Source organism: Frigoribacterium faeni (assembly GCF_011761235.1).
Taxonomy (GTDB): domain Bacteria; phylum Actinomycetota; class Actinomycetes; order Actinomycetales; family Microbacteriaceae; genus Frigoribacterium; species Frigoribacterium faeni_A.
In genome coordinates this window covers 615,711-640,174 of record NZ_JAAOYW010000002.1, presented here as the reverse complement: position 1 = coordinate 640,174, position 24,464 = coordinate 615,711, and the positions used below count along the sequence as shown (strand labels likewise).

Sequence of the window (24,464 nt, the reverse complement as noted above, 5' to 3'; positions counted from 1 at the left end):
CACGCGTCGCGGTCGCCCCGACGCGGTGGTCGAGGGCGTTCCGGGGAACGGCGGTGCAGAGCCGGTGAGCGGCTGTCGTAGCCGGGCTCGAGGTGTGGCGACGGTGCAGGTGTGCACGATCGTTTCGCCGCAGAGTGAGCTTCGCGCGCCTGCTGGTGCCTGGGTGTGTGCCAGGGCGGGAGGCGAGGAGGGGCGTGCTACGACGCAGGGAGCCGGTCGAGCCGACTCGCAAGTGACCCCAGCCTAGCGGCAGTCGTCGCAGAACGCGAGGAGGTGCGGGCCAGGCAGCCGAGGAGGTGCGGATCGGCCACCCGAGGAGGTGCAGGTCAGGCACCCGAGGAGGCGCCCCCCCGGCCAGGCCCGTCGCCCTAGGAGAAGAGGCCTCGGATCGCCTTGCCGAGGGCGGACCGGCGTCGCTGCCAGCCGTGGGCTTCGAGGGTCTGCTTGACGGGGCCGACCACCTTCGCCGAGTTGAACGACCAGCTGCCGCTGACGTTGCCCGCGCTCCGCTCGGTCTTGATCTCCGAGCGCTTGTACTCGTGCGTCTCCGGCAGGAGCGTGATGCGCAACTTGTAGTCCATCCGGCTGCTGCCGACGCGGCCCTGGGCGTCGCGGTAGACCCAGGTCGCGACGATGCGGCCGTCCTCGACGGCGACCGTGAACGGGTTCGCGGGGTCACGGCCGAGCGCGAGCAGCGCCTCCGTCACGACCTCGGGCGAAGAGGAGGCAGGCGTCGCGGATGAGGAGCCGTCGGGCGGTGTCGTCGCGGTCATGCGGCCACCGTAGCGGACAGGTCGTCCTGCCCCCGGCTGCACCCGTCCGGCCCGATGCCCAGCGTCAGTGCGTGCCGGCGTACCGCTCGCCGACGGGGATCTCGACGGCCACGCGGTTGCCCGGCTGCGCGAGCGGGCAGGCCCACGCGGGGTCGTAGGCGCAGCTCGGGTTGTAGGCGAAGTTGAAGTCGAGCACGATCGTGCCGGGCTCGGACCCGGGGCCGAGGTCGGCGCCCTTGACGGAGTCGATCAGGTACCGACCGCCTCCGTAGGTCCCGCCGGGCTTGCCCGCGAGGGCGTCGCCGACGGGGATGAACAGCCCGCCGCCGTACGAGCGCAGTCGCCAGACGTCGAGCGACCCCACGCCGGGCACCTCGACCCGGCCGACGCGGTCGAAGGGCACGTTCCCGTCGGTGCCCGTCTCGACCACCATGCGGTGCGGCTCCGCGGGCAGGATCGGCACCTCGAACCGCCAGGCGGCGTCGTACGGCTTCGTCGGCAGGCCGGTGAAGTGCGGCCTGTCCTCGGGCAGCAGGGGGGTGACCGGGTTCGTCGTGAAGAGCTCGTCGCGGGTGCGCCGCCACAGGTCGTGCGCCGCCTCGAGGTCGGTCGCCTCGCGCACCTGGCGGTACAGCCCGTGGATCGTCCGGCGCCACGCCGCGAGCGCGAGGCCCGAGTCGGTGTCGGGCACGAGGGGGGCGTCGGCGGGGTGCGCGGCGGCGTCCGCCTCGGCGGCGGGCGAGGACGAGGAGGTGCGGGTCGAGTCGGTCACGCGGGCGACGGTAGTCGGCGCGGTCGCCGTCGGTGCCAGACTCGACGGAGGGGAGCGAGGGGCGTTCCCCGGAACGAGGGGGAACACCATGCGAGCACTGCACACCGCCGCGAGCGTCGTCACGATCGCCGTGCTGGCCGTGGGCCTGGCCGGGTGCACCGTCGAGGCGAACCGGACCGTGTCGGCCGACAAGTTCGCCACGACCGTGGCGGACGGCCTCGAGGAGTCGGTCGGCACCCGGCCCGACGTCGACTGCGGCGACGACCCGATCGACGTCGTCGACGGCGCGGAGGTCCACTGCGACGTGAACACGCCGGGCTACGACGTGGTCTACGACTCCGTCTCGACGATCAGCACCGACGGAGGCGACGACTACAGCGTCGACGTCGAGGTCGACGAGCAGCCGAAGGGCTGAGTCGGGCCGGGCCCCGGGTAGCGCGGGCTCCGGTGGCGGGTGCCGCGGGTGGGCAGGCGCGCAGGTCAGCCTGCGTGCCGCGGGTGCGCCTCCGGAGCCTTCCAGCCCGGGGCCAGGGCGCGCATCCGCAGCGCCCGCCACTGCCAGACGAGCCAGAGCCCGGGCCAGAGGGCGATGCCGACCGGACCGGCCCGGAACACCAGCCGGTCGCGCAGCAGGGTCTCGTCGGGGCCGAGCGGCGAGACGGCCATGCGGTGGTCGATGCGCATCCGCGAGAACTGTCCGGCCGTGCCCGTGCCCGTGTCGCGCTGGATCCAGGCGCCGTCGCGCTCGTGCCAGTCGAGGTCGACGTGCGTGTCGCCGAGGGGCAGCAGGCCGAGGATGTGGGCGGTGACGGGGTGCGCCTCCTCGGTCCACCGGTCGGGGAAGCCGTCGGGCGCCAGGGAGCGGTACCGCACCAGGGGCTTGGTCACGGCCACCATGACGGCCGGGTCGCGCAGGGCGTCGGCCGCGGCGTCGACGGGACAGGCGAGTCGGATCTTGAGCTGCACGTGCATGCCCCGAGTCTGCTCCCTTCGTTCAGGACGATGCCTCCTGAGCCGCGCGGTGCAGGATCGAGACGTCCTGGGTCGTGCACGGTCCAGGAGGCGCGGTGCGGGTCTTCCTGAGTCACGAGAGCCCAGTGCCGAGAGCCGGGACCCCGAGCCCGAGCCGAGCGCCGAGAGCCGTGAGCCGTGAGCCGCGAGCCGCTCGCCGCTCGCCGCGTAACGCAGGGCAACGCACCGCCCCGAGGAGGCGCCCCGACCTACCCTGAGGACGTGACCGCACCCAGCGCAGCCCCGCAGCAGCAGGCCCCCCAGCAGCAGAAGTACCAGGTCCGCCTCGACCAGGGCGTGGCCGGCGCGGCCCGTGTCGCTCCCGGCGCCCACGTCGTGGTCGTCGTCGACGTGCTCGACGGGCACGGCCTGCTCTCGACGGCCGACGTGCTCGACGCGGTCGCGGCCGTCTCCGACGACGCGGCGCTCGTGCTGCACGCGACCGACGCCTCCGCGGCCGACGTGGCCCGCCGCGTGCTCGAGCGCCAGGCCGAGCGCGGCGACCGCGCCGTCGTGGCCGTGGTCGCGGCGGGAGCCCTCGACGACGACGGGTTCCGGTCCGCCGTCGAGGACGTCCTCGCCGCCGGCGCCGTCGTCGACGCGCTCGCCGCGGCCGGCGTCGACTTCTCGTCGCCCGAGGCCGCCGTCGCGTGCGCCGCGGCCGTCTCGCTGCGGGGCGCGCGCTCTCACCTGCTCACCGCCTCCTCGTCCGCCGTCGAGCTGAGCTCCACGGGACGCGAGGAGGCGCTGGTCGCCGCCCGCTCGCAGCCCGCGGTCGCGATCGTGCACCGTGCGCCCGCCGGGGCCGGCTCGGTCGTCCGTGCCGGTGCCCACGGGGAACAGAGCAGCGGGGCGTAGCGTTCTCCCGAGCACGAGGCCGACCAGGCCCGCGGACCAGAGGAGTGAACGATGAAGGCAGTTCTGAGCGACGGCACCGTGGTCGCCGAGGCACCGAAGGACGAGCTGATCTCGATCGAGGGCAACTGGTACTTCCCCCCGGCGAGCGTCAACGACGAGCTCTTCGAGGAGAGCCCCACGCAGTACCACTGCCCGTGGAAGGGCGACACCCAGTACTTCAGCGTCAAGCACGGCGACACGCTGCTGCAGGACCGGGCGTGGAGCTACCCCACGCCGATCCCCGCGTCGTTCGACCGGGTCGGCAAGGACTACACCAGCTACGTCGCGTTCTGGAAGGACGTACAGGTCGTCGAGTAGTCGACCCTGCGCGGGTGAGCGTCGACGAGGGCGGGTCCGTGAGGGCTCGCCCTCTGCTCGTCCGTCTCCGTGCCGCGGGCTCGACGTGTGCCCGTCGTGACGGCGACTCAGGTGTCGCGTCGCGGGTGCTGCGCCGCGGGGTGGGCCCCTCACGCGTCACCTGACCGTCGCTCGGCTCGGGGCAGCTCGGCTCAGGTCGGCTCGGCTCGGGTGCGACGAAGGCTCAGGTGTCGCCTCGTGGGTGCTGCGTCTCGGGGTGAGCCCCTCACGCGTCACCTGACGGTGCCTCATCGTGCGGGTCGGGCACGACGAACAGTCACGTGTCGCGTCGCGGGCCCTGCGCCTCGGGGCGGGCCCCTCGCGCACCACCTGAGGGCGGCTCAGGGCAGCTCGGCGCGGGACGTACCTGCCGGTCAGGCCCCGGGCTCGGCGCCCGCCAGCCGGGCGCGGTGCGCCCTGACCTTCGCCCGGTTGCCGCAGCGCTGCATCGAGCACCACCGGCGGCTGCGGGCCCGCGACTCGTCGCGGTACACGAGCCCGCACAGCGGGTTGGCACAGCGCCGGAGGCGCGACTCGTCCCCGCCGACGAACCCCACCTCGTCGAAGAGCCGGACCCCGTCGCGGGCGACGGAGGCGAGGGCCTGACCCAGCCGGAGCCGTCCCGCACCCGCTTGCCGACGTCCGCCCGGCAGCGAGGGCGGCACGTCGGGTAGTGCCGCGAACAGGTTGAGCGTGTCGATGTCGTCGGGGTCGGGCGACGCCCCGTCGACCGCGGCGACCGCCAGCCGGGCCGTTGCGTCGCGCAGCCCGCGGGCGTCGGCGAGCTCGCGGTCGGAGGCTCCGCCGGTCAGCCCGGGGAACCGCTCGGCGAGCCAGTCGTCGAGGTCGGCCGGCAGGAGGAGCCCGTCCCAGGCCGTCGACCCGTCGGCCGGCTGGGCGAGGCCCGACTCGGGCCCGAGGCGCGAGCCCGCCCGGAACCCGCCGAGGTACGCGAAGTCGAGCGCGAGCGCCCCGCTGTCGAAGAACCATCGCGTGCCGGTGTCGGAGCGCAGCCACTGTCCGGTCGTCATCTCACCACCTTAGACGGTTACGCGACCCGGCCCGCGCCTCCTCGGGTCTCGTCGCGCTTCCGGGCCTCCGAGGGCCTCCGCGGACTCAGACCTCACGCTTCGTCCAGGTGATGAGGTGCGCGGGGTCGTACCGGCGCGAGCAGCGGCCGCACGCGAGCGGGCGCTTCGGCTCGCGGTACCGGAAGTGCTCGTGGCCCGCGGCGCAGACCCCGACCCAGGGGGCGAGCTCGGAGGCGATGGCCCCGTCGTGCAGCCTGCCGCCGACGTAGCCGAGGTCGGCGGCGACGGACTTCCAGCGGGGGCCGTGGCCCGCCCGCGAGCCGGCGACGGCGTGCGCGACCTCGTGCAGCAGCACCTGGTGGATCTCGTCGTCGTCGTACCGGCCCGCGAGGTGCCGCGACACGGTGATGCGCTTCTTGCCGTAGTCGCAGAGCCCGGCGCGCGTCTTGGCCGCGTCGAAGCCGAAGCTCCACACGGCGGGGTCGAGGTGCAGCGCGATGAGGGCGTCGGCCCAGCGCCGCACCCGGTCGAGGTCGGCCACGGGTCAGCGGCTCCGCGCCGGGTCGGCGGGCGCGGCGAGCGGGCCGGCGGGCGCGGCGAGCGGGCCGGCGGGCGCGGCGAGCGGGCCGGCTCGCCCCGGCCGACCGACGGGCCGGGTCACGAGGAGGTGCGGTGCAGCATCAGCGAGCAGGTCAGCGCCCCGGGAACGGCCAGGTCGTCGGCTCGTCGTCGCGGGGCAGCCCCTCGACGACGCCGGTGACGCCGGTGGCGCCGCGGCGGGGCTCATCGTCGTCGACGTGCGGGGCGTCGACGACCACGGCGCGCTCGCCGTCCCGGTCGCGGTGGCCCGCGGCGTTCGCGGCGAGGCTCGAGATCTTGCCCCAGAGGCTCGTGTCGGCCCGGGTCGACGGCTTGTCGAGCACCGGCTCGGACGGGGCCGCGGGCGCCGAGGAGGCGGCGGGCGCGTCGCCGGGATCGGTCCGCATCGCGGCGGCGAGGGCCGGCTCGACCGGGGCGGGCGCCTGGGGCGCGGGGGCGTCGGCGGTCGTCGGGGACGGCTGCGCGCCTCCTTCGCCCTGGTCGACGCGGGCTGCGTCGACACGGGCTGCGTCGACGCGGGCACCGTCGACGCGGGGCAGGCCGGTGGGGTTCGTGTCGCCCTCCTCGGGCGGGGAGGCCGGCGACGCGGTCGGCTGCGCGGGCGCCGCGGCAGGCCCCGCCGTGTGCGACGGCAGCTGCGGCTCGGCCTCGACGGCGGCGTGCGCCCCGACGGTGCCCTGGCCGATGGGCGTGACGCCCCCGGTCTCGCGGGCGTGCGCCGGGCCGTCGGCGGCGGCGCGCATCAGCTCGTCGACGACGGAGCGCAGAGCCTCGAGGCGGTCGCGGGCGACCCCGGCCTGCGCGTAGGCGGTCAGCGCGGCGTCGAGCGCCTCGGAGCTCTCGTCGAGCCGGCCCAGGTCGAACAGCGTGTAGCCCTCGAGCTCGGCGGCGGTGGCCTCGAGCTCGCGCCATTCTTCGGTGGAGGCGGTGATGCGGCTGGTGTGCAGGTCGCCGAGCGCGCGCTCGAGCTTGCCCTGCTCGCGGAGCACGTGGGCACGGCGGATGCGGGCCGCCGTCGAGTCGGCGCGGTCGCCGGTGAAGTGCGCGAGGCGGAACGCCTCCTCGGCGATGGCGAGCGCCTCGTCGAGCCGGCCGAGGGTGCGCAGCAGGTCGGCACGCTCGCCCAGGGCGGAGGTGCTGCGGCTCTGGCCGAGGGCCGCGAGACGGGCCTCGGCCGCGCGCACGTCGACGGCGCCGCGGAGGCTGATCGGCTCGACGCCGCCGACCGGGCGCGAGGCGCGGGCGGAGGGCGGGGGGGAGCCCGGCGGCACGCTGCGGGGGCGGGTGCTGCCGGTCGCGGATCCGGGGTGGGAGTCGTGCTGGCTCATCGAGTACGAGGGTAACCGCAGCGCCCCCGATCGGACCGACCGGCGCGCAGGAGGAGCGGTGTCGGTCGCGCAGGGCGCGAGCGTCTCGCGTCGCCCCGGCTCAGTCGACGGGCTGCAGCGGCACGCTGACGATGCGGTCGTCGCCCCGCCGGGCGTCGCCGCGCCCGTCGGTGTTGTTCGTCAGCAGCCAGAGCGTGCCGTCGGGCCCGGGCAGCACGTCGCGCACGCGGCCGAGCGACGCGTCGCCCGCGAACCGCTCGGTCGAGGTCGCCTCGCCGCTCTCGGGCACCTGGATCTCGAACAGCACCTCGCCGCCGAGGCCCGCGAGGAACAGGGTCGAGCCGACCGCCGTGAGCCCGCTGGGGCTGGCGTCGTCGGTGCGCCACTGCAGCACCGGCTCGAGGAACTCGCCCGAGGCCGAGCCGGACGGGTCGCGCCCCTCCACCTCGGGCCAGCCGTAGTTCGCGCCGGGGGCGAGGGAGTTGAGCTCGTCCCAGGTGTCCTGCCCGAACTCGGCGACCCAGCCGCCTCCCCAGGCGTCCCACGCGATGCCCTGCGGGTTGCGGTGGCCGAGGCTCCACACGGGCGACCCGGGCATCGGGTTGTCGCTCGGCACGGCGCCGGTCGGCGAGAGCCGCAGCACCTTGCCGCCGAGCGACGTCTCGTCCTGGCTGGCCGTGTCGTCGGACGCGTCGCCCGTGGTCGCCCAGAGCATGCCGTCGGGGCCGAAGGCGAGGCGTCCGCCGTCGTGGTTCGAGGCGGCGGGGATGCCGGTGAAGACGTCCTCGAGCGGACCGAGGCCGTACGAGCCGGCCGTGCCCGTGACGGGCGCGCGCACGATCCGGTTGTCGTCCGCGGTGGTCAGGTAGGCATAGAGGTACGACGGCGACCCCGCGAGCACGGCCAGCCCGAGCAGGCCGGACTCGCCGTCGTGGACGACGCCGTCGATCGTGGCGACGTCGCGCAGCGAGCCGTCGGCGGTGAGCTCGACGACGCGTCCGCTGTCGCGCAGGCTCACGAACGACGAGCCGGAGTTGAGGCGCACCACCGACCAGGGGGCCTCGAGGCCGGTCACGACGTCGGTCGGCTCGGCGTCGTCGGCGATGCGGACGGCTGCCGTGTCGGTGGTCGGGGCGACGGGGCCCGGGCCGGGCGTGGCCTCGACGGGGGCCGCGGCGTCGCTCGCGGCCCGCGACGACGACGTGCCGCCGGTCGACGTCTCGGCGCCGGTGCAGCCGGCCAGCAGGAGGGCGAGGGCGGTGGTCGCCGCGGCGACGGCGACCACGGCGCGCGGGCGCCGGGCGGGCCGGTGCCGGGTCCGGTGTCGTGTCATGGGGTGCGCCTCCTCGTCCCTCCATGAGACACGAGGAGGAGCGGGCCGGGCGACGCGTGCGGCGCATCGTTGCACGACCGTGACGAGTGCGTCACCTGCCGGACACCTCGCGGCGCCCGCGCGGTGCGCCGCCGGCGGGTGCGACGTGCCGGCGGCGGCGGGCGCGACGTGCCGCCGCGACGTGCCGCCGGCGGAGTCCGCCCCGAACCCCGGAGTGGACCATGCACCCCGTCGTTTCGGGGTGCATCGTCCACTTCGGGGTGCGGCGCGGGGTGGTGCGGAGGGTGCGGCCCGAGGAGGCGCGGTGCGAGGAGGCGCGGAGGGTGCGGCGCGGGGAGGCGCGGAGGGTGCGGCGCGGGGAGGCGCGGCGCTCCGACACCGCCGAGTGGACGGAACACCGCCCAACGAGACGGTGTTCCGTTCACTCGGCGGTGTCAGGCGGAGGCGCGAGGAGGTGCCGCGCGGCGCGAGGAGGCGCGGCGGGTGCGGCGCGGGGAGGCGGCGGGCGGGCGTCAGGCGCGGGCGGCGAGCTCCGCGCGCAGCGGCCAGTCCTGGCCCTCGAGGATGAGCTGCGCGGCCGTCCCCGTGCGGGTGTTGACGACGACCGGCGCGAGCAGGTTGACCGTCATGCCGCTCGACGCGGGCGTCGCGACGACGAGCAGCAGCGCCTCGGCGGCGTCGTGCAGGTCGAGCCCGGTGGTCTGCTCGTCGGTGAGCACCGGCGAGTAGTCGGGCAGGTGCACCGCCGCGTCGAGCACGTAGAGCCGCACGGCCTCGGCCGCATCGGTACCCGAGCCCGAGCCGGCACCCGAGCCCGAGCCGGTCGCCCGCAGCGCGAACAGCCCGGCGGCCCCCTCCACCTCGTCGAGCGCGAAGTCGACGAGCGGCTCGAGGCCGAAGGGAGGCGCCACGAACGCGACGGGCGCGGTCACGGCGCTCATCGGAGGAAGTCCATCAGCGAGACCTGGAGCACCTTCGCGGTGACCTGCAGGGCGGCCTGGTACGAGTTGTTCTGCAGCTGCAGGTCGAGCACGGCCTGGCCGAGGTCGAGGTCCTCCAGCCCGGCGCGCTGCGACTCCAGCGCGACCTTGGTGTCCATCAGGGTGTCCTCGGCTCTCAGCAGTTGTGCGTGTCGGGCGCCCATGTCGGACTGCACGCTGCGCAGGCCGGCCACACGGGCGTCGAGGGTGGGCAGGTGGGACGCGACGTCGCCTCCGGTGCGGAGCGCCGTCGCGACGTCGTCGATCAGGGCGAACACCGAGGAGGCGCCGGTCCCGAACGCGGCGGAGCCGTCTGAGTCGACCGCGACCGTCGTCTCGGGCCCGATGCGCCGGGTGACGGTCGAGCCGGGCGTGCCCGTCCAGCTGTAGTCGGCGCGGAACGCGACCCCCGCGTCCGAGGTGCCGGCGAAGACGCTGCGCCCGTTGATGCTCGTGTTGGCGACGCCCAGCAGGTCGGCCTTGAGGCCCTCGAGCTCGGTGGCCACCGCCTCCTTGGCGTTCGGCGACAGGGCGCCGTTGGCGCCCTGCAGGGTCAGCTCGCGGACCTTGGCCATGAGCGAGTCCGCGGCGATGAGCGCCGAGTCGGTCGTGCTGAGCCAGCCGTCGCCGTCGGTGACGTTGCGGGTGTGCTGGGCGAGCGCGGCCTGCAGGCTCTTGACGCGCAGCGCCTCGGCCGTGGCGGTGGGGTCGTCGGAGGGGCGGGTCAGCTTGTCGAGGCTGGTCGCCCGCTCCTGCGCCTGGGCGAGGCGCACGGAGCCCGCCTGCAGGTGCTGCTGCGACTGCAGCGCGGTCATCTGGTTCGTCACGCGTGTCAGCATCGTCCCTACCTCCCGACCCGGCCCATGCCGTTGATCAGCGTGTCGAGCATCTCGTCGATGGCCGTCATCACGCGGGCCGCGCCCTGGTAGGCGTGCTGGTAGCTGAGCAGCGCGACGTTCTCCTCGTCGAGGCTGACGCCCGAGCCCGAGAGCTGCCGGGACTTCGCCGACGACGAGGCGAGGTCGGCGAGCGACGACTGGGCCATCTCGCTCTTCGCCGCGGCGCCGATGCTCGCGACCGTCGACGACCACGTGCGGTCGGGCGAGCCCGCGCCGACGCCGATCTGGGCGATCGCCTGCGCGACCGAGCCGTCGAGGGCGCCCGCCCCGCCCCCGGAGGCGATCGAGGAGGCGCCGGTCGGCACGACCGTGAGGCCGCGGGCCGCCGAGACGCCCGGCGCGAGCGAGAAGAACTCGCCGGCGGGCTGGCCGTCGGCGCGGACGCCCCCGGCGTGGACGGCGTTGACCTGGGTGGCGAGCTGGGTCGCGAGGGCGTCGTACGAGGCGGCGGCCTCGGCGAGGGCGCCGCCCGAGCCGCCGGCCGCGGGTCCGAGCAGCGAGACGGCGCCGGCCAGGCTGCCGCCGTCCATGACGACGGCGTCGCCGGGGCGGTGCGCCCACTCGACGGTGACGCCGGTCGAGGCGCTCATCGCGAACTCGCCCTTGACGACGACGCTGCGCGCGGTGGTGCCGCTGACGAGCGCGTTGCCGCCGATCAGCACGTCGACCGTGCCGTCGCCGGCGTCGCGCACAGTGCCGCCGGCGATCGTCGCGATCTGCTCGGTGAGGCGGGCGCGGGCGTCGAACAGCTCGTTGGCGCTGGTGCCGGCCTGGGCGGCCGAGCGGATGCGGTCGTTGAGGTCGGCGACCTGCCGGGCCGCGTCGTTGAGCTGCACGCCGAGGGTCTGGGCGCTGCTGCGCGTGGCGCTCCACTGGTCCTCGACGGCCTGGTGGCCGGAGGCGATGCTCGCGGCGAGGGTCTTCGCCTGGCCGAGCAGCACGGCGGCGGGGCCGGTCTCGGCGGGGTGGCTGCCGACGTCGCTCCACGAGTTCCAGAAGGCGCCGAGCTGGGCCGCGATGCCCGTGCCGCGCGGCTCGCCCAGGCCCTGCTCGAGGGTGGAGAGCGCGTCCGCGCGCACCGAGGCGTACCCGGCGGCGGCCGCGGCGCCGCGCACCTGGCCGTCGACGACGGCGTTGCCGAGGCGGGCGATCGCGTCGACCGACACGCCCTGGCCGGGCACGACGCCGGCGCTGAAGCGGCCGGCGCGGGCGGGCGCCTCGACCGAGCTCTGGCCGACGCGCTGGCGCGTGTAGCCCTCGGTGTTGACGTTCGCGATGTTCTGGCCGGTCACGTCGAGGCCGGTGCGGGCGGCGACGAGGCCGGTGTAGGCGGTGCCGAGGCTGCCGAAGGTGCTCACCACGGTCAGAGCCTCCCGTCGAAGAGCTGCCCGCCGGAGGCGGCGGTCGCGCCGGCACGACCCGGTCGCGCCGCCGAGGCGCCCCCGACCGAGCCGCTGGCGTCGTAGATGCTGCCGGCTGCCGCGTCGGCGGCCGTGGCGAGGGTCTCCTGCGTGGCACGGGCCGCGGCGCGGAGGAACCGCTCGTTCTCGTCGCGCAGCTGCGCGATGCGGGCGGTGAGGTCGGTCATCGAGCGCAGGTGCGCCGTGAAGATCTCGCCCCAGGGGCCTGCGGGAGCCGCGGCGATGATCTCGCGGAGGGGCGCCTCCTCGTCGGTGCCCCACTCCTGGGCGACGGACGAGACCTCGACGGCACGGGCCAGGCCGGCCTCGCGGAGGCGGTCGAGCACCTGCTCGACCTCGCGGGTCGCGTGCTCGATCCAGCGGGTGCGGCCGGCGGTGAGCAGCAGCTGCTCCTCCTCCAGCTTGAAGGTCAGCAGCTCCAGCAGCTCTCGCTCGCGCCAGAGCAGCGCGGACAGCTCGTTCGCGCCCATGGGGCCTCCTCGGTGGGGGTCGTGTGGTGCAGCGGAGCGGTGACGTCCTCTGCACGGGGGACTATCGGCGTCCCGCGGTCGCGCGTTAGGGGCCGTGCGGGCGCGCGGCGCCGCTCAGGCCAGGCCGCGCACCGAGAACACCTCGTCGAGGAACACCCGCGCCGCCCCGCGCAGCCCGCCCGTGCCCTGGTGCCGGGTGACCTCGACGCTCAGCTGCTCGGTCGCCATCGGGAGGCAGTCCGCCCAGAGCGTCGACCGCACCCCCGCGACGAAGACGTCGGAGCCGGCCAGCACGCCGCCGAGCACGAGCCGGTCGGGGTTGAAGAAGTTCACGATGGTCGCGAGCACGCCGCCGGTCATCACGCCGGCGCCGCGCAGCAGGCCGGTGGCCAGCGGGTGGGCGTCGCGGGCGAGGTCGATCATCGCCTCGACGGTGGCGACGTCGTGGCCGGCGAGCTGCATCTCGCGCACCAGGGCGTTGCCCGAGGCGAGCGCGTCGAGGCAGCCGGTGCGGCCGCACGAGCAGGGCACCGCGGCGGCGCCCGGCACCGAGACGTGGCTGATGTCGCCGGCCCAGCCGGCGCTGCCCGTGTAGAGCTCGCCCCGCGACACGATGCCGCAGCCGATGCCCGAGCCGACCTTGACGAAGACCTGGTCGGCGGGCACGGGCTCGTCGCCCTCGGCGACGAGCTCGCCGGCGGCCATGAGGTTCGCGTCGTTGTTGACGACCACCGGCAGGTCGACCTCGCGCCGCACGACCTCGGCGACCGAGACGCCGTTCCAGCCGGGCATGCGCGACGGCGAGACGATCCGCGACGTCGCCGACGACACGGGTCCGGGCACGCCGACCGACAGCCCGCTCAGCCGGACGTGGGCCTCGTCGCCGAGCTCGTCGAGCATCTCGAGGAGGTGGCGCAGCGACGTCGAGAGCACCGCGGTCGGCCCCTCGGACACGTCGAGCGCCACGTGCCGCTCGGCGAGCAGCGCGCCCGCGAAGTCGACGAGGCCGAAGGAGGCGCGGTCGACTCCCAGGTCGACGCACCCGACGAGGCCGGCCCCGCCCCGGATCTGCAGCCGGCGCGGCCGGCGGCCGCCGCGCGACTCGCCCTCGCCGGTCTCGACGACGTGCCCGAGCCGGATGAGGTCCTCCACCCGGGAGGCGACGGTAGAGGGCGACAGGCCGGTCACCCGGGCGAGGTCGGCGCGCGAGCGGGCGGCGCCCGAGCGCAGCGGACGCAGCACCTCGACGGCCTGCGGCGTGTGGCGGGCCGGGGCGCGGAACGGGTCGGTGCTGGTCATGGGCCCCTCGCATCGTCGGTCGCGGACCCCCGGGGCAGGTCGTCACGTTGCTCCAGTATTGCATGAAGTTGCTCGAAATCTACGTGCAACAATCGGGCTGTAGGTTCCCGTCCCACACGGACGGCGGCCTCCACCGGACGGCGACGCGGCCCCCTGCCGCACCCCTCGAGAAAGCGGCACGATCTTGGACAGCACCGCGACAGGCAGCAGCGCGACGAGCGGCAGCGCGACGGGCGGCACCGCGACGGGCGGCACCGTGCGCGACATGATCACGATGCGCGACGTCCAGAAGCACTTCGGCGAGAACCACGTGCTCAAGGACGTGTCGCTCAGCGTCGCGCCCCGCGAGGTCGTGGTCGTCGTCGGCCCCTCCGGCTCGGGCAAGTCGACGCTCTGCCGCTGCCTCAACCGCCTCGAGACGACGACGAGCGGCGAGATCCTCGTCGACGGCGTCCGCCTGCCCGAGGAGGGCAAGGCGCTCGCCGCCCTCCGCTCCGACGTCGGCATGGTGTTCCAGTCGTTCAACCTGTTCGCGCACCGCACGATCCTCGACAACGTGACCCTCGCCCCGATCACCGTGCGCGGCGAGTCGAAGCGCGACGCCCAGGCGCACGGCCTCGAGCTGCTCGAGCGGGTCGGCATCGCCGACAAGGCCGACGCGTTCCCCGCCCAGCTCTCGGGCGGACAGCAGCAGCGCGCCGCCATCGCCCGGGCGCTCGCCATGCGCCCCAAGGTAGTGCTCTTCGACGAGCCGACCTCGGCCCTCGACCCCGAGATGGTGACCGAGGTGCTCGACGTGATGATCGCGCTCGCCGCCGAGGGCATGACGATGATCGTCGTCACCCACGAGATGGGGTTCGCCCGTCGCGCCGCCGACCGCGTCGTGTTCATGGACGGCGGCCGCATCGTCGAGCAGGCCGACCCCGCGACGTTCTTCGACCACCCCGAGTCCGACCGGGCCAAGGCGTTCCTGTCGAAGATCCTCACCCACTGACCCGCACCCGATCCCGCAGCACCGACCGTTCCCGCAGCACCTCCGGCACCGCCCCCGCACCACCTCCCGCACCGCCCCTGAGCACCTCCTCCCTGCTCCGCCACGCACCCACAGAAGAGAGGCACCACCGTGCGCACCTCCCCCACCCCCCTCCGCCGGGTCGTCCCCGCGGCCGTCGCCGTCGTCGCGATGCTCGGCCTGGCGGCCTGCTCGAACGACACCTCCGCCGTCCCCGGGGCCGATCCCAGCGCCTCCTCGGCCGCTTCGGCCCTGGACGAGGTCTACGCGGACGCGGTCGTCGCCGACGCGGCCGACATCCTGCCCGACTCGACGATGGCGAAGATCAAGGAGCGCGGCAAGCTCATCGTGGGCGAGGCCCTCGACGCGCCCCTGCTCTCGCAGCAGGACCCGTCGAACCCCGACGACGTGCAGGGCTTCGACGCCGACCTCGCGAAGCTGCTCGCGATCTACATCCTCGGCGAGCCGAACGTCGAGATCGTGCCGCCCGCCTCCGAGACGCGCGAGGCGCTGCTGCAGAACGGCACCGTCGACGTCGTCTTCAACACGTACACGATCACGGAGGAGCGGGCCGAGCAGATCTCGTTCGCCGGCCCGTACCTGGAGTCCGGCCTCGCCGTCGCGGTCAAGGCGGACAACGACGACATCGAGGGCATCGACGACCTCGGCGGCAAGAAGGTCATCGTCGGCGCCAACACGCCCGCGGTCACCGCGGTGCCCGAGGAGCAGCCGACGGCCACGCTCGTCTCGTTCGCGACCGACCCGCAGGCGATGCAGGCCCTCAAGCAGGGCCGCGGCGACGCCTACGTGCAGGACTTCACCCTGCTCGCCTCGAACGCCGCGTCGGACGACTCGATCAAGGTCGTCGGCCAGCCCTTCACGACCGAGGCCTACGGCATCGGCCTGGCGAAGGACGACGCCGACTTCAAGGAGTTCGTCAACGACTGGCTCGTGAAGATCGAGGACGACGGCACGTGGGCGAAGGTCTGGGACGCCACCCTCGGCGCGGCCGTCGAGTCCGACACCCCGGACGCCCCCGAGATCGGCTCGGTGCCCGGCTCGTAGCCTCCCTGCCGGCCGGTCGGCGGGGCGACCCGACGACCGGCCGGCGCCGGCCCGCGCCACCGGAGGCGCGCCTCCTCGGCACCGTCCTCCTGTTCTTCCTGCTCCTCCGCCCTCGGCCCGAAAGACCCCATGGACTTCTTCGTCGACAGTGCCGGTCCGCTCGCGACCGCGCTCGGCACGACGATCGTGATGGCGCTCGTCGCCGGCGCGGGCGCGCTCGTGCTCGGCACGCTGGTCGCGGCCGCCCGGATCAGCCCGGTGCCCGTGCTGCGCGGCGCCGCCTGGGCCTACACGCAGTTCTTCGTGAACGTGCCGTTGCTCGCCCTGCTGATCCTCGCGGTCTTCGCCCTGCCCGACGCCGGCCTGATCACGCCGCTCGCCCCCACGACCGTGCTCGTGCTCGCGCTCTACGAGGCCGCCTACGTCGCGGAGGCCGTGCGCAGCGGCGTCAACACCGTCGGCAACGGCCAGATCGAGGCGAGCCGGGCGCTCGGCCTGACGCTAGGCCAGACGCTGCGGCTCGTCGTGCTGCCGCAGTCGCTGCGGGCGGCCGTGCAGCCGATCGGCAACGTCATGATCGCCCTCACGATGAACACCGCGCTCGCCGCGGCGGTCGGGGTGGTCGAGCTGACCAGCGCCGTCAACAAGCTCAACCTCGTGCAGGCCCAGCCGATCCTCATCTTCACGGCGGCGGGCCTCGTCTACATGGTGCTCGCCCTCGTCATCGGCCTCGGCGCCGGTCGCCTCGAACGAAAGGCGGCGATCGTCCGATGACCACGCCGACCACCCCCTCCGTCCGCACCGCGCCCACGGTCTCGCTCTACGACGAGCCGGGGCCCCGCACGCGCCGCGCGATCCGCCTCTGGTCGGTCGTCGTCGTGCTCGCCCTCGCCGGGCTGCTCGCGGCCGGCCTCGTGCAGTTCGGCTCGCGCGGGCAGCTCGACGCCGACCGCTGGACGCCGTTCCTCTCCTGGCCGATCTGGCAGTACCTGCTCGTCGGGCTGTGGGGCACGATCCAGGCCGCGGCCCTCGTCGCCGTGCTCGGCGGCGCCCTCGGCCTGCTGCTCGCCCTCGGCCGGCTGAGCCCCCGCCGGCCCGTGCGCTGGGTCTCGACCGCGTACATCGAGGTGGCCCGCACCGTGCCGGTGCTGCTGCTGATCTACCTCATGCTCTTCGGCCTGCCGCAGCTCGGCCTCGACCTGCCGCTGATCTGGAAGCTCGTCGTGCCGCTGACCGTGGCCAACTCGGCGGCGTTCGCCGAGATCGTGCGGGCGGGCATCCTCGGGCTGTCGCGCGGCCAGCGCGAGGCCGGGCTCAGCCTCGGGCTCTCGTCGGCGCAGACCACCCGGCTGGTCGTGCTGCCCCAGGCCCTGCGCTTCGTGACGCCCTCGCTGGTCACGCAGCTCGTCAGCCTCGTCAAGGACACCTCGCTCGGCTACATCGTCGCCTTCACCGAGCTGCTCTACCGCGGCCAGGTGCTGTCGTCGTTCAACCACCTGCTGATCCAGACGTTCCTCGTCGTGACGCTCGTCTACCTGGTCTTCAACGGTGCGCTCTCGACGCTCGCCGCCCGGCTACGGGCGCGGCCGTCACGGCGCAGCCCGCGGCGCGCGGCGGCGCCGGTGCCCGCGCCCGCGTCGGCGCCCGCCCTGGACTGACGACCCGCCCGGCCCGACCCCCTCGCACCCGCCGCACCCGCACCGCACTCCCACCGCACCGCCGCCCCACCGCCGCCCCGTCCCCAAGGAGCACCACCGTGGCCCCCTCCCTCCCCGCCCCTGCCGACCGCCTGCCCGACGCGACCGACGGCCCCGACGCGACGGGCGCCTCCTCGGGGGCGGTCTCACTGGCCGAGCTCGCTGTCGTCGTGCGCTCCGGCGTCGTCGAGAGCCGGCACCTCGGCTGGCTCGTCGCGCTCGACTCGGAGGGGCGCGTCGCCGCCGACCTCGGCCGCGGCTCGACGCAGGTGCTGCCCCGCTCGACCACCAAGCCGGTGCAGGCGCTGGCCTGCCTCGCCGCGGGCGCCGACCTCGACGGCGAGGAGCTCGCGATCGCGGCCGGCAGCCACACCGGCGAGGACGCCCACGTCGAGGTCGTCCGCCGCATCCTGGTGCGGGCGGGGCTCGACGAGTCCGCGCTCGGCTGCCCCGTCGACTGGCCCGAGGACGAGGCGACCCGCGAGCGCCTGATCCGCGACGGCGAGACGCGCTCGCGGGTGCGCATGAACTGCTCCGGCAAGCACGCGGCCATGCTGCTGGCGTGCGTGTCCGCGGGCTGGGACACCGCCTCCTACCTGGACCCTGCCCACCCGCTGCAGCAGCTCGTGCGCCGGACGCTGGAGGCGGTGGCCGGCACGACCGTGGAGGCGACGGCCGTCGACGGCTGTGGCGCCCCGCTGTTCAGCACCACCGTCGAGGGGCTGGCGCGCTCGTTCCGCGCGCTCGTCACGGCGCCCGAGGGGTCGCCCGAGCGGCGGGTCGCCGACGCGATGCGCGCCCACCCCTTCTTCGTGGGCGGGAACGACCACGCCAACAGCGACGCCATGACGCGCGTGCCCGGCCTGCTCGCCAAGGGCGGCGCCGAGGGCGTCATCGGCATGGCGACGTCGGGCGGCGAGGCGGTCGCGATGAAGGTCGTCGACGGCAGCCCGCGGGCGACCACGCTCGTCGCGCTCGAGGTGCTCGGCGCGCTCGGCGTCGACGTCTCGGGGGCCGGGTCGCTGACCGCGCTGCCGGTGCTCGGCGGCGGCGTGCCGGTGGGCGAGATCGCGGTGGGCGGCGACGTGGCCGCCTGGGTCGCGCAGGCCCGCGGTGCCAGCGCCGGCGCCGGCGCGGGCGACGCCGGGGCCGACGGCCGATGACGGAGCCCTCGGGGCCGCGGGACGTCGTCGTCGAGATCTGTGTCGACGACCTCGCCGGCGCGCTGATCGCCGACCGTGCCGGCGCCGACCGGATCGAGCTCTGCGCCGACCTGCTCGAGGGCGGGACGACCCCCAGCGCGGGGACGATCCGCTCGGTGTTCCGGGCCGTCCGGCACGCGGGCGTCCAGGTGATCGTGCGGCCGCGCGGCGGCGACTTCGTGCACGACGAGGCCGAGCTCGACGTCATGTGCGCCGACCTCGAGGCGATCGCGGCCCTCGCGCCCGAGTGCGCGACCGAGGTCGGGGTCGTCCTCGGGGCGCTGACCCCGGCCTCCCGGGTCGACGTCGCCGCGATGCGCCGCCTGCTCGCGGCGGCGGGCCCGCTGCCCGTCACGTTCCACAAGGCGATCGACGCGACCGGCGACCTGCCCACCGCGTACGAGGTGCTGCACGGGCTCGGCGTGCGCCGGGTGCTCACCGCCGGAGGCCCCGGCACCGCGGCCGAGGGCGCGGACGTCCTCGCCGAGCTGGTGCGCCGGTCGGCGGCGCCCGGCGCCCCCGAGGTGCTCGTCGGGGGAGGGGTGCGGGCCGCGGGCGTGCGCTCCCTGCTCGACGCGACCGGCGCCTCCTCGGTGCACCTGCGCGCGATGTCGCCGTCGCCGCGCGGCGACGGGACCCTGCGGACCGACCCGGCGGTCGTCGCCGGGTTCCTCGCGGCGGTCGGCCGGGGCCGGGCCGACGGAGCCGCCGGCGGGCCCGACGACGCCGTGCCCGACGCCGCCGTGCCCGAGAGCCGAGGAGGCGCGGCTCCCGACCCGGCCCCGGTCCGGACCGCGGTCGTCGCGGTCGACATCGGCGGCACCTCGTTCAAGGGAGCGGTCGTCGACGACGCGGGGCGCACGGTCCGCTCGCTCGCGGTGGCGGCCGGCTCCACCGGGGCCGAGTCGATCGACCGCGTCGTCGCGCTGCTGCACGACCTGCGGGCCGGAGCCCGCGCCTCGGGACACGACGTCGTCGGCGTCGGGGTCGTGACGCCGGGCATGGTCGACGCCGAGCGGGGCGTCGTGCTCTTCGCGTCGACGCTCGACTGGACCGACGTGCCGCTCGGGCCGATCCTCTCGGCCGAGCTCGGCGTGCCGGTCGAGATCGACCACGACGTCCGTACCAGCGGACTCGCCGAGAGCCTGTTCGGCGCCTCGGCCGGGGTGGCCGACTCGGTGCTCGTCGCCGTCGGCACCGGCGTGGCCGCCTCGATCACGAGCGGCGGGCACGCCGTGCGCGGCGCCCTCACCGCAGCCGGCGAGCTCGGCCACGTGCCGGCGGTGCCCGGCGGCGAGGCCTGCACCTGTGGCCAGGTCGGCTGCCTCGAGGTCTACCTCTCGGGCGCCGGCGTCGCCCGGCGCTACGCCGCCCTCGGCGGGCAGCCCGGGCTCGACACCGCGGCCGTCGTCGCCCGCCTCGGCACGGACCCCGTGGCCGACCGCGTCTGGGCCGACGGCGTGCGCGCCCTCGCCCTCGGCCTGACGTCGCTCACCCTGCTCGTCGACCCGGCCGTCGTCGTGCTGGCCGGGGGAGTCTCCCGGGCGGGAGCCGCCCTCGTCGACCCCCTCCGCGCCGAGCTCGCCGCGGGACTCGCCTGGCGCGCGGCACCCGAGATCCGGCTGTCGCAGCTCGGCACGCACGGCGGGCGCATCGGCGCCGCGGTGCTCGCGTTCCGCGCCGGCGGGCACGGGCACGTCGTCGACTCGTGGTCGCGGGCGGACCTGCTCGCCGAGTGAGCGGCCCCGCCAGGCCGGGTCCCCGCGACCGGGTGCGCGTGCCCGGGTCCAGTCCTCCCTCGTTCAGGACGATCGCTCCTGATCCGCGCCGGGAGGGCAGGCGGAGCCCTGATCCGTGCACGACGCAGGAAGCCGCGGTGCCGGGTTCCTGAGCCGTGCCGCGCTCAGGGCCGTGCCGTGTCGCGGACCTGCCCGCGCGAGCTGCGACGCGCCACCCGCAGCGCGCCCACGACCTGGTGGGCCCGCAGGCCGGGCACGTAGGCGGCGGCGAGCGCCCGGCCGATCGGCGCGAGGTCGGCGGCGCTCGGGCAGGCGAGCCAGAGCGTCTCGTACCGCGGGTCGAACTTGGCCTTGAAGCGGGCGAGCGAGGTGAAGCCGTACGACGGCTCGAGCACGTGCCGGACCACCTCGGTCACGCGCATGACGACACGGGTGGCCGCGGTGCGCGGCGGCTCGGAGCGGAGGGGCGCCAGGGGCGTGCCCGAGAGACTGAGCTGCTCGAGCCCTTCGGCCTGGAACGTCCGGGCGGCCGTCGCGACGAGGAACTCCACGACCCCGGGCATCGGGTCGACGCCCCGTCGCATCACGTCGAGGGTGCGGCCCACCAGCTCGCCGTCGCGCCACGACGGCAGCCAGCTCGTCACGCCGTGCAGGCGCCCCGCCTCGTCGACCGCGAGCAGGACGAGCACGTCGGGGTCGTCGAGCTCGGCCAGCCCGCCGAGCGTGAAGCCCATCTCGGGCAGGGCCTTCGCGTCGACCCAGTCGTCGCTGAGCGCCTCCACCTGCGCCCTGAGCCCGGCGGGCAGGTCGGCCCACGTGCCCCAGACGGCCTCGACGCCGTCGCGGGCGGCCCGGTTCACGGCGGTGCGGAGGTCCTGGCGCTTCTTGCCCGACGTGCTGAACCCGGCCAGGTCGAGCACCGCCTCCTCGGCCACCGGGGTGACGTGCCAGCCCATCTCGGCGAAGGTGTCGAGGTGCCGTCCGTGCACGCTGTAGAAGGCCGGCACGAGGGCGCGCGCCGAGCACCAGCGGGCGAAGCGGCGGATGGTCTCGGCCGCCTCCGGCCCGGTGCTGACCGGGTCGGAGACCGTGAGGGCGACGCCGTGGGCCGGGCGGTACGCGACGACGCCCTCGCACGGGGCGGCCGGCACGGCGTCCGCGACCGCCGCCTCCTCGTCGTCGGCGAACCAGTGGCAGTTGCCGGCCCAGGTGCCCATCCAGGCGAGCGAGCCGGCGTCGCCGCGCGTCATGCGGGCGAGGAGGCGGTCGCGGTCGGCCGTGCCGAGTGCGCCCCGGGGGCGGCGGGCGAAGGCGTGGCGTCGGGTGACCACCACGACGAGGCTCGCGGCGGGCGCGAGCCAGGTCAGCAGCACGGCGACCTCCCACTCGGGCGGGGGCGGCGGGAGGTCGTCGCCGTCGTACGGGCCGAAGGGGACCCCGGCGGTGCCGACGAACCAGACGAGCATGCCGGTCATCAGCAGCAGGGCGGCGACCGCGAGCACGAGGCCGAGCCGGCGACCGCGGAGCAGCAGGGCGACCGCGAGCACGAGCACCCCGACGGCCGCGACCGTCTGGGCGGGCGGGAGGACGTGGCCGAGGGTCATGAAGGGGCCGCTGGCGTGCGGGTCGACGGCGGCGACCGACCAGCCGAGCGCGAGCGTGCCGAGGGCCGTGGCCGCGACGGTCCGGGCGCGGTGGGCGGCCTGGTCGTGCCAGGCCGCGAGCGGCGAGACGGGCACGAGCCGACGGCCGAGGCCGAGGCCCGTGAGCAGCGCCGCCGCCCTGGCAGCGTCGGTCGCGTAGCCCCCGAAGAGCACCCCCGCGACGACGACGGCGAGCACGGCGGCCCGCACCCCGCGGCGGCGGGAGGGCGCCAGGCCCCGGCTCGCCGCGACGACCACCGCGACGAGCGTCACGCTCGGCGCCCAGACGACGTCCTCCGAGGCCAGCTCGGCGAACGCCTCGTCGACCGCGTCGCCGAGGGCGAGCAGGAGCACGGTCGCCACGGTGGGGACGACCGTGCCGACGGCCGCGATCACGGCCGTGCGTCGCGTGCCGAGGCGCCGCTCGGCCCAGCCGACGCCGACGGCCAGCAGCAGCGCGCCGACGACGTGCCCGGCCCAGTGCGGCTCGGCACCGGTGGCGGCGACGACGACCGCCCAGGAGGCGCCGGCGACGAACGCGAGGACGGCCAGCGGCGCCCTGGTCCGGTCTGCGAACATGGAATGTGCCATATTGGATGGTACCCCGGCGTCCTGTCCTGTCCTGTCCCGTCCCGTCCCGAGGAGCCCTGCATGTGGGAACTGTCCCTGGTCTCCGCGAAGACCCTCGCCGTCGTCTACCTCGTGACCGCGGGGCTCGTGGTCGTCGCGCTGCGCGGGCCGCTCCGCGACCGGCGGCGGTGGGGCTGGACCATCGGGGCGGCCGTCGCCGGTGCGGCCGTCGGGGCCGCCGCCTCCTGGTGGCTCGGCGACGTGCACGAGGTGGTCGACGTCCCGCCGACCTGGGTCGACCGGGTCTGGGTGAGCGCGCTCGGCGCGGCGATCGGGGCGCTCGCCGTCGCGGCTGTCAGGGGAGGCGCGGGGCGTCGGGTGCTCGCCGGCGTGGCGGCCGTGTGCGTCGTGCTCGCGGCGGGGCTCGCGATCAACCGCGACGCGGGCCTGTTCCCGACCGTGGGGGCGGTGGCCGGGCGGTCGACCGTGCCTCCGCTCGAGGTGCCCGCCGCCCAGACGGCCGCCGCGGCCGATCCGGCCTCGCCGCCCGCGGGCGACCTCCCCTCGTGGTCGACCTGGCGCGCGCCCGCCGACATGCCCGAGCGGGGGCGGCTCGGCAGCGTCGACGTGCCGGGCACGACGTCCGGGTTCCCGGCGAGGCCCGCTCTCGTCTGGCTGCCGCCGGCCGCGCTGACGGACGACCCGCCGGCGCTGCCGGTCGTCGTGCTGCTCTCCGGGCAGGGCCCGGGCGCGTCCCCCGAGAACCTCGTCGAGGCCGGGCAGGTGACCCGGGTGCTCGACGACCTGGCCGCCGCGAACGACGGCCTCGCCCCCGTCGTCGTGATGCCCGACCAGCTCGCCCGGCCGACGAACAACCCGATGTGCGTCGACGGGCCCCTCGGCGACAGCGCCACCTACCTGACGGTCGACGTCCCGCGCTGGATCCGCGGCACCCTGAACGTGCTCCCGCCGGGCGGAGGCTGGGCGATCGGCGGCTTCTCGCAGGGCGGCACCTGCTCGGCGCAGCTCGCGGCGGCCCACCCCGAGCTCTTCGCCTCCCTGGTCGACGTGGCCGGCCAGCTCGGGCCCGAGCTCACCGGCGGCGTCGAGCGCACGATCCGGCTCGGCTTCGACGGCGACCGTGCCGCGTGGGAGGCAGCCCAGCCGGTCGCCCTGCTCGCGGCCGGGGCGCCCTACCCGGGCTCGGGCGCGTTCTTCGCCGTGGGCGCCGAGGACGGCCGGTACGGCCCGGCCGCGGACACCCTCGCCGACGCCGCCCGTCGAGCCGGCATGGTCGTCGAGCTCGAGAAGGTGCCGGGCTCCGCCCACGACTGGCAGACCGCCCGGACCGGCCTGGCCGACGGGCTGGCCTGGTTCCAGGAGCGGTCGGGCCTGGCCGCGGCGGGCTGAGCGGGCCCCCGCCCCGCCGGTGTCGGGGGCGGCGGCTAGCCTGCCCGCATGCCCGAGGGTGACAGCGTCTTCCGACTGGCCGCGCGCCTCCGGGGCTCCCTCGACGGCCAGCGGCTGACGAGCGGCGAGCTGCGGTCCGGCGGGGCGGCGGGCACGTCCCTCGACGGCTGGCGGGTGGTCGAGCACGACACCCACGGCAAGCACCTGCTGACCCGCTTCGACACCGGTCGCACCCTGCACACGCACCTGCGCATGCAGGGCTCGTGGACGATCACGCGGCCCGGCAGGCGCGTGCCCGCGGCCGTGGCGGGGGAGGTGCGGGTGCGGATGCAGACCGAGGCCGGCTCCACCGCCTGGGGCGTCTCCCTGCCCGTGGTCGAGCTCGTCGACACCCGCGACGAGCGCGACGTGGTGGGGCACCTCGGGCCCGACCCCCTGCGCGACGACTGGGACGCCGCCGAGGCGCGACGCCGCGTCGAGGCCGCCGACCCGGCCCGCACCGTGGCCGCCGTGCTGCTCGACCAGCGCGTGCTGGCCGGGCTCGGCAACCTGTGGGCCAACGAGGTCTGCTTCCTGCGCGGGGTGTCGCCGTTCACGCCCGTCGGGTCGGTCGACGCCGCCGCGCTCGTGCGGGTCGCGGCGCGGGGGCTGCGGGCGTCGGTCCGGGTGCCGGGCATGTTCCAGACGACGACGGGCAACACCCGCCGCGGCGAGCGGCACTGGGTCGCGGGGCGGGCTGGACGGCCCTGCCTGCGCTGCGGCACGACGGTGCTCGTGCGGGCCGAGGTGCCCGACGACCCCGGGCAGCGACGCACCTGGTGGTGCCCGAGCTGCCAGCCGCTGCGCTGAGCCGCGCTGCGCTCGCGCTGCCCCGGCTTCCGCACGACACCCCGAATCCCGCACCACACCCCGATCCATCCGGGTGTGGTGCCGAATTCGGGGTGTGCCGCGGCGC

The 24,464-nt window shown here is 75.8% G+C and carries 24 protein-coding genes; 11 read left to right on the top strand and 13 right to left on the bottom strand.

Annotated elements, in window-relative coordinates; translation table 11 throughout:
• Nucleotides 1-368: 368 nt before the first annotated feature.
• Together FHR78_RS09560 and FHR78_RS09555 are read right to left on the bottom strand one after the other, a co-directional pair.
• Entirely contained in the window at nucleotides 369-773 is a 405-nt protein-coding gene (locus tag FHR78_RS09560) for a hypothetical protein (RefSeq protein WP_166760264.1), read from the bottom strand.
• Nucleotides 774-837: 64 nt separating this feature from the next.
• A complete protein-coding gene (locus FHR78_RS09555) occupies nucleotides 838-1,464 on the bottom strand; it encodes a DUF1684 domain-containing protein (RefSeq protein WP_347878179.1) in 627 nt (208 codons plus the stop codon).
• Between the two features lie 169 nt (nucleotides 1,465-1,633).
• Between FHR78_RS09555 and FHR78_RS09550 the strand changes: the two genes are divergently transcribed.
• Nucleotides 1,634-1,960 (top strand): DUF4333 domain-containing protein, encoded by a 327-nt coding sequence (locus FHR78_RS09550; RefSeq protein WP_166760262.1) that lies wholly within the window; start codon nucleotides 1,634-1,636, stop codon nucleotides 1,958-1,960.
• A 65-nt stretch (nucleotides 1,961-2,025) separates the two neighbouring features.
• On the opposite strand, the gene FHR78_RS09545 is transcribed toward FHR78_RS09550, so the two are convergent.
• On the bottom strand, nucleotides 2,026-2,517 hold the full coding sequence (locus FHR78_RS09545) for a hypothetical protein (RefSeq protein WP_166760261.1): 492 nt from the start codon (nucleotides 2,515-2,517) through the stop codon (nucleotides 2,026-2,028).
• Nucleotides 2,518-2,778: 261 nt separating this feature from the next.
• Between FHR78_RS09545 and FHR78_RS09540 the strand changes: the two genes are divergently transcribed.
• Together FHR78_RS09540 and FHR78_RS09535 are read left to right on the top strand one after the other, a co-directional pair.
• Nucleotides 2,779-3,414, top strand: a complete 636-nt coding sequence (locus FHR78_RS09540; RefSeq protein ID WP_166760260.1) for a hypothetical protein — start codon at nucleotides 2,779-2,781, stop codon at nucleotides 3,412-3,414.
• A gap of 51 nt (nucleotides 3,415-3,465) precedes the next feature.
• A complete protein-coding gene (locus tag FHR78_RS09535; protein ID WP_166760259.1) occupies nucleotides 3,466-3,771 on the top strand; it encodes a DUF427 domain-containing protein in 306 nt (101 codons plus the stop codon).
• A gap of 413 nt (nucleotides 3,772-4,184) precedes the next feature.
• Here the strand turns inward: FHR78_RS09535 and FHR78_RS09530 are convergent, their stop codons facing one another.
• The 9 genes from FHR78_RS09530 to FHR78_RS09490 form a co-directional block, all read right to left on the bottom strand.
• Entirely contained in the window at nucleotides 4,185-4,841 is a 657-nt protein-coding gene (locus FHR78_RS09530) for a CGNR zinc finger domain-containing protein (protein ID WP_166760258.1), read from the bottom strand.
• A gap of 85 nt (nucleotides 4,842-4,926) precedes the next feature.
• Entirely contained in the window at nucleotides 4,927-5,382 is a 456-nt protein-coding gene (locus FHR78_RS09525; protein WP_166760257.1) for a SprT-like domain-containing protein, read from the bottom strand.
• Between the two features lie 151 nt (nucleotides 5,383-5,533).
• Nucleotides 5,534-6,769 carry a tetratricopeptide repeat protein gene (locus FHR78_RS09520; RefSeq protein WP_166760256.1) on the bottom strand — a complete coding sequence of 412 codons (1,236 nt, stop codon included), beginning with the start codon at nucleotides 6,767-6,769 and terminating at the stop codon, nucleotides 5,534-5,536.
• Between the two features lie 100 nt (nucleotides 6,770-6,869).
• Nucleotides 6,870-8,102, bottom strand: coding sequence for a PQQ-dependent sugar dehydrogenase (locus tag FHR78_RS09515; RefSeq protein ID WP_166760255.1), 1,233 nt, complete (start codon nucleotides 8,100-8,102; stop codon nucleotides 6,870-6,872).
• A 512-nt stretch (nucleotides 8,103-8,614) separates the two neighbouring features.
• A complete protein-coding gene (locus FHR78_RS09510) occupies nucleotides 8,615-9,043 on the bottom strand; it encodes a flagellar assembly protein FliW (protein ID WP_166760254.1) in 429 nt (142 codons plus the stop codon).
• Nucleotides 9,040-9,921, bottom strand: a complete 882-nt coding sequence (gene flgL / locus FHR78_RS09505) for a flagellar hook-associated protein FlgL (protein WP_166760253.1) — start codon at nucleotides 9,919-9,921, stop codon at nucleotides 9,040-9,042. Before flgL ends, FHR78_RS09510 begins: the two co-directional genes overlap by 4 nt.
• A 5-nt stretch (nucleotides 9,922-9,926) precedes the next feature.
• Nucleotides 9,927-11,342 (bottom strand): flagellar hook-associated protein FlgK, encoded by a 1,416-nt coding sequence (gene flgK, locus FHR78_RS09500; protein WP_347878133.1) that lies wholly within the window; start codon nucleotides 11,340-11,342, stop codon nucleotides 9,927-9,929.
• A gap of 2 nt (nucleotides 11,343-11,344) precedes the next feature.
• Nucleotides 11,345-11,872: a flagellar protein FlgN gene (locus FHR78_RS09495; RefSeq protein WP_166760252.1), complete on the bottom strand. Its 528-nt coding sequence runs from the start codon at nucleotides 11,870-11,872 to the stop codon at nucleotides 11,345-11,347.
• A 114-nt stretch (nucleotides 11,873-11,986) separates the two neighbouring features.
• Nucleotides 11,987-13,171, bottom strand: coding sequence for an ROK family transcriptional regulator (locus FHR78_RS09490; RefSeq protein ID WP_166760251.1), 1,185 nt, complete (start codon nucleotides 13,169-13,171; stop codon nucleotides 11,987-11,989).
• A gap of 265 nt (nucleotides 13,172-13,436) precedes the next feature.
• Here FHR78_RS09490 and FHR78_RS09485 point away from each other — a divergent pair, with 265 nt between their 5' ends.
• The 6 genes from FHR78_RS09485 (at nucleotide 13,437) to FHR78_RS09460 (ending at nucleotide 19,886) form a co-directional block, all read left to right on the top strand.
• On the top strand, nucleotides 13,437-14,165 hold the full coding sequence (locus FHR78_RS09485; protein ID WP_166760758.1) for an amino acid ABC transporter ATP-binding protein: 729 nt from the start codon (nucleotides 13,437-13,439) through the stop codon (nucleotides 14,163-14,165).
• A 129-nt stretch (nucleotides 14,166-14,294) separates the two neighbouring features.
• Nucleotides 14,295-15,248 (top strand): glutamate ABC transporter substrate-binding protein, encoded by a 954-nt coding sequence (locus tag FHR78_RS09480; protein WP_347878132.1) that lies wholly within the window; start codon nucleotides 14,295-14,297, stop codon nucleotides 15,246-15,248.
• A 129-nt stretch (nucleotides 15,249-15,377) separates the two neighbouring features.
• Nucleotides 15,378-16,022 (top strand): amino acid ABC transporter permease, encoded by a 645-nt coding sequence (locus FHR78_RS09475; protein WP_166760250.1) that lies wholly within the window; start codon nucleotides 15,378-15,380, stop codon nucleotides 16,020-16,022.
• Nucleotides 16,019-16,906 carry an amino acid ABC transporter permease gene (locus FHR78_RS09470; protein WP_166760249.1) on the top strand — a complete coding sequence of 296 codons (888 nt, stop codon included), beginning with the start codon at nucleotides 16,019-16,021 and terminating at the stop codon, nucleotides 16,904-16,906. Before FHR78_RS09475 ends, FHR78_RS09470 begins: the two co-directional genes overlap by 4 nt.
• Before the next feature lie 98 nt (nucleotides 16,907-17,004).
• Nucleotides 17,005-18,108 (top strand): asparaginase, encoded by a 1,104-nt coding sequence (locus FHR78_RS09465; protein WP_347878131.1) that lies wholly within the window; start codon nucleotides 17,005-17,007, stop codon nucleotides 18,106-18,108.
• Nucleotides 18,105-19,886, top strand: a complete 1,782-nt coding sequence (locus tag FHR78_RS09460; RefSeq protein ID WP_166760248.1) for a copper homeostasis protein CutC — start codon at nucleotides 18,105-18,107, stop codon at nucleotides 19,884-19,886. Before FHR78_RS09465 ends, FHR78_RS09460 begins: the two co-directional genes overlap by 4 nt.
• A gap of 164 nt (nucleotides 19,887-20,050) precedes the next feature.
• Here FHR78_RS09460 and FHR78_RS09455 read toward each other — a convergent pair whose 3' ends face one another.
• Entirely contained in the window at nucleotides 20,051-22,108 is a 2,058-nt protein-coding gene (locus tag FHR78_RS09455) for a bifunctional lysylphosphatidylglycerol flippase/synthetase MprF (protein ID WP_243862275.1), read from the bottom strand.
• Nucleotides 22,109-22,180: 72 nt separating this feature from the next.
• Between FHR78_RS09455 and FHR78_RS09450 the strand changes: the two genes are divergently transcribed.
• Both FHR78_RS09450 and FHR78_RS09445 read left to right on the top strand, forming a co-directional pair.
• Nucleotides 22,181-23,509, top strand: coding sequence for an alpha/beta hydrolase (locus FHR78_RS09450; protein WP_166760246.1), 1,329 nt, complete (start codon nucleotides 22,181-22,183; stop codon nucleotides 23,507-23,509).
• 48 nt (nucleotides 23,510-23,557) lie between these two features.
• Nucleotides 23,558-24,358: a DNA-formamidopyrimidine glycosylase family protein gene (locus FHR78_RS09445; protein WP_166760245.1), complete on the top strand. Its 801-nt coding sequence runs from the start codon at nucleotides 23,558-23,560 to the stop codon at nucleotides 24,356-24,358.
• Nucleotides 24,359-24,464 lie beyond the last annotated feature (106 nt).

Coding starts and splice junctions, on each gene's coding strand:
- FHR78_RS09510 (WP_166760254.1), bottom strand. CDS start 9,043: ATGAGCGCCGTGACCGCGCCCGTCGCGTTCGTGGCGCCTCCCTTCGGC.
- FHR78_RS09520 (WP_166760256.1), bottom strand. CDS start 6,769: ATGAGCCAGCACGACTCCCACCCCGGATCCGCGACCGGCAGCACCCGC.
- FHR78_RS09445 (WP_166760245.1), top strand. CDS start 23,558: ATGCCCGAGGGTGACAGCGTCTTCCGACTGGCCGCGCGCCTCCGGGGC.
- FHR78_RS09515 (WP_166760255.1), bottom strand. CDS start 8,102: ATGACACGACACCGGACCCGGCACCGGCCCGCCCGGCGCCCGCGCGCC.
- FHR78_RS09485 (WP_166760758.1), top strand. CDS start 13,437: ATGATCACGATGCGCGACGTCCAGAAGCACTTCGGCGAGAACCACGTG.
- FHR78_RS09535 (WP_166760259.1), top strand. CDS start 3,466: ATGAAGGCAGTTCTGAGCGACGGCACCGTGGTCGCCGAGGCACCGAAG.
- FHR78_RS09545 (WP_166760261.1), bottom strand. CDS start 2,517: ATGCACGTGCAGCTCAAGATCCGACTCGCCTGTCCCGTCGACGCCGCG.
- FHR78_RS09560 (WP_166760264.1), bottom strand. CDS start 773: ATGACCGCGACGACACCGCCCGACGGCTCCTCATCCGCGACGCCTGCC.
- FHR78_RS09455 (WP_243862275.1), bottom strand. CDS start 22,108: ATGTTCGCAGACCGGACCAGGGCGCCGCTGGCCGTCCTCGCGTTCGTC.
- FHR78_RS09490 (WP_166760251.1), bottom strand. CDS start 13,171: ATGACCAGCACCGACCCGTTCCGCGCCCCGGCCCGCCACACGCCGCAG.
- FHR78_RS09495 (WP_166760252.1), bottom strand. CDS start 11,872: ATGGGCGCGAACGAGCTGTCCGCGCTGCTCTGGCGCGAGCGAGAGCTG.
- FHR78_RS09450 (WP_166760246.1), top strand. CDS start 22,181: ATGTGGGAACTGTCCCTGGTCTCCGCGAAGACCCTCGCCGTCGTCTAC.
- FHR78_RS09550 (WP_166760262.1), top strand. CDS start 1,634: ATGCGAGCACTGCACACCGCCGCGAGCGTCGTCACGATCGCCGTGCTG.
- FHR78_RS09470 (WP_166760249.1), top strand. CDS start 16,019: ATGACCACGCCGACCACCCCCTCCGTCCGCACCGCGCCCACGGTCTCG.
- FHR78_RS09460 (WP_166760248.1), top strand. CDS start 18,105: ATGACGGAGCCCTCGGGGCCGCGGGACGTCGTCGTCGAGATCTGTGTC.
- FHR78_RS09530 (WP_166760258.1), bottom strand. CDS start 4,841: ATGACGACCGGACAGTGGCTGCGCTCCGACACCGGCACGCGATGGTTC.
- flgL (WP_166760253.1), bottom strand. CDS start 9,921: ATGCTGACACGCGTGACGAACCAGATGACCGCGCTGCAGTCGCAGCAG.
- FHR78_RS09475 (WP_166760250.1), top strand. CDS start 15,378: ATGGACTTCTTCGTCGACAGTGCCGGTCCGCTCGCGACCGCGCTCGGC.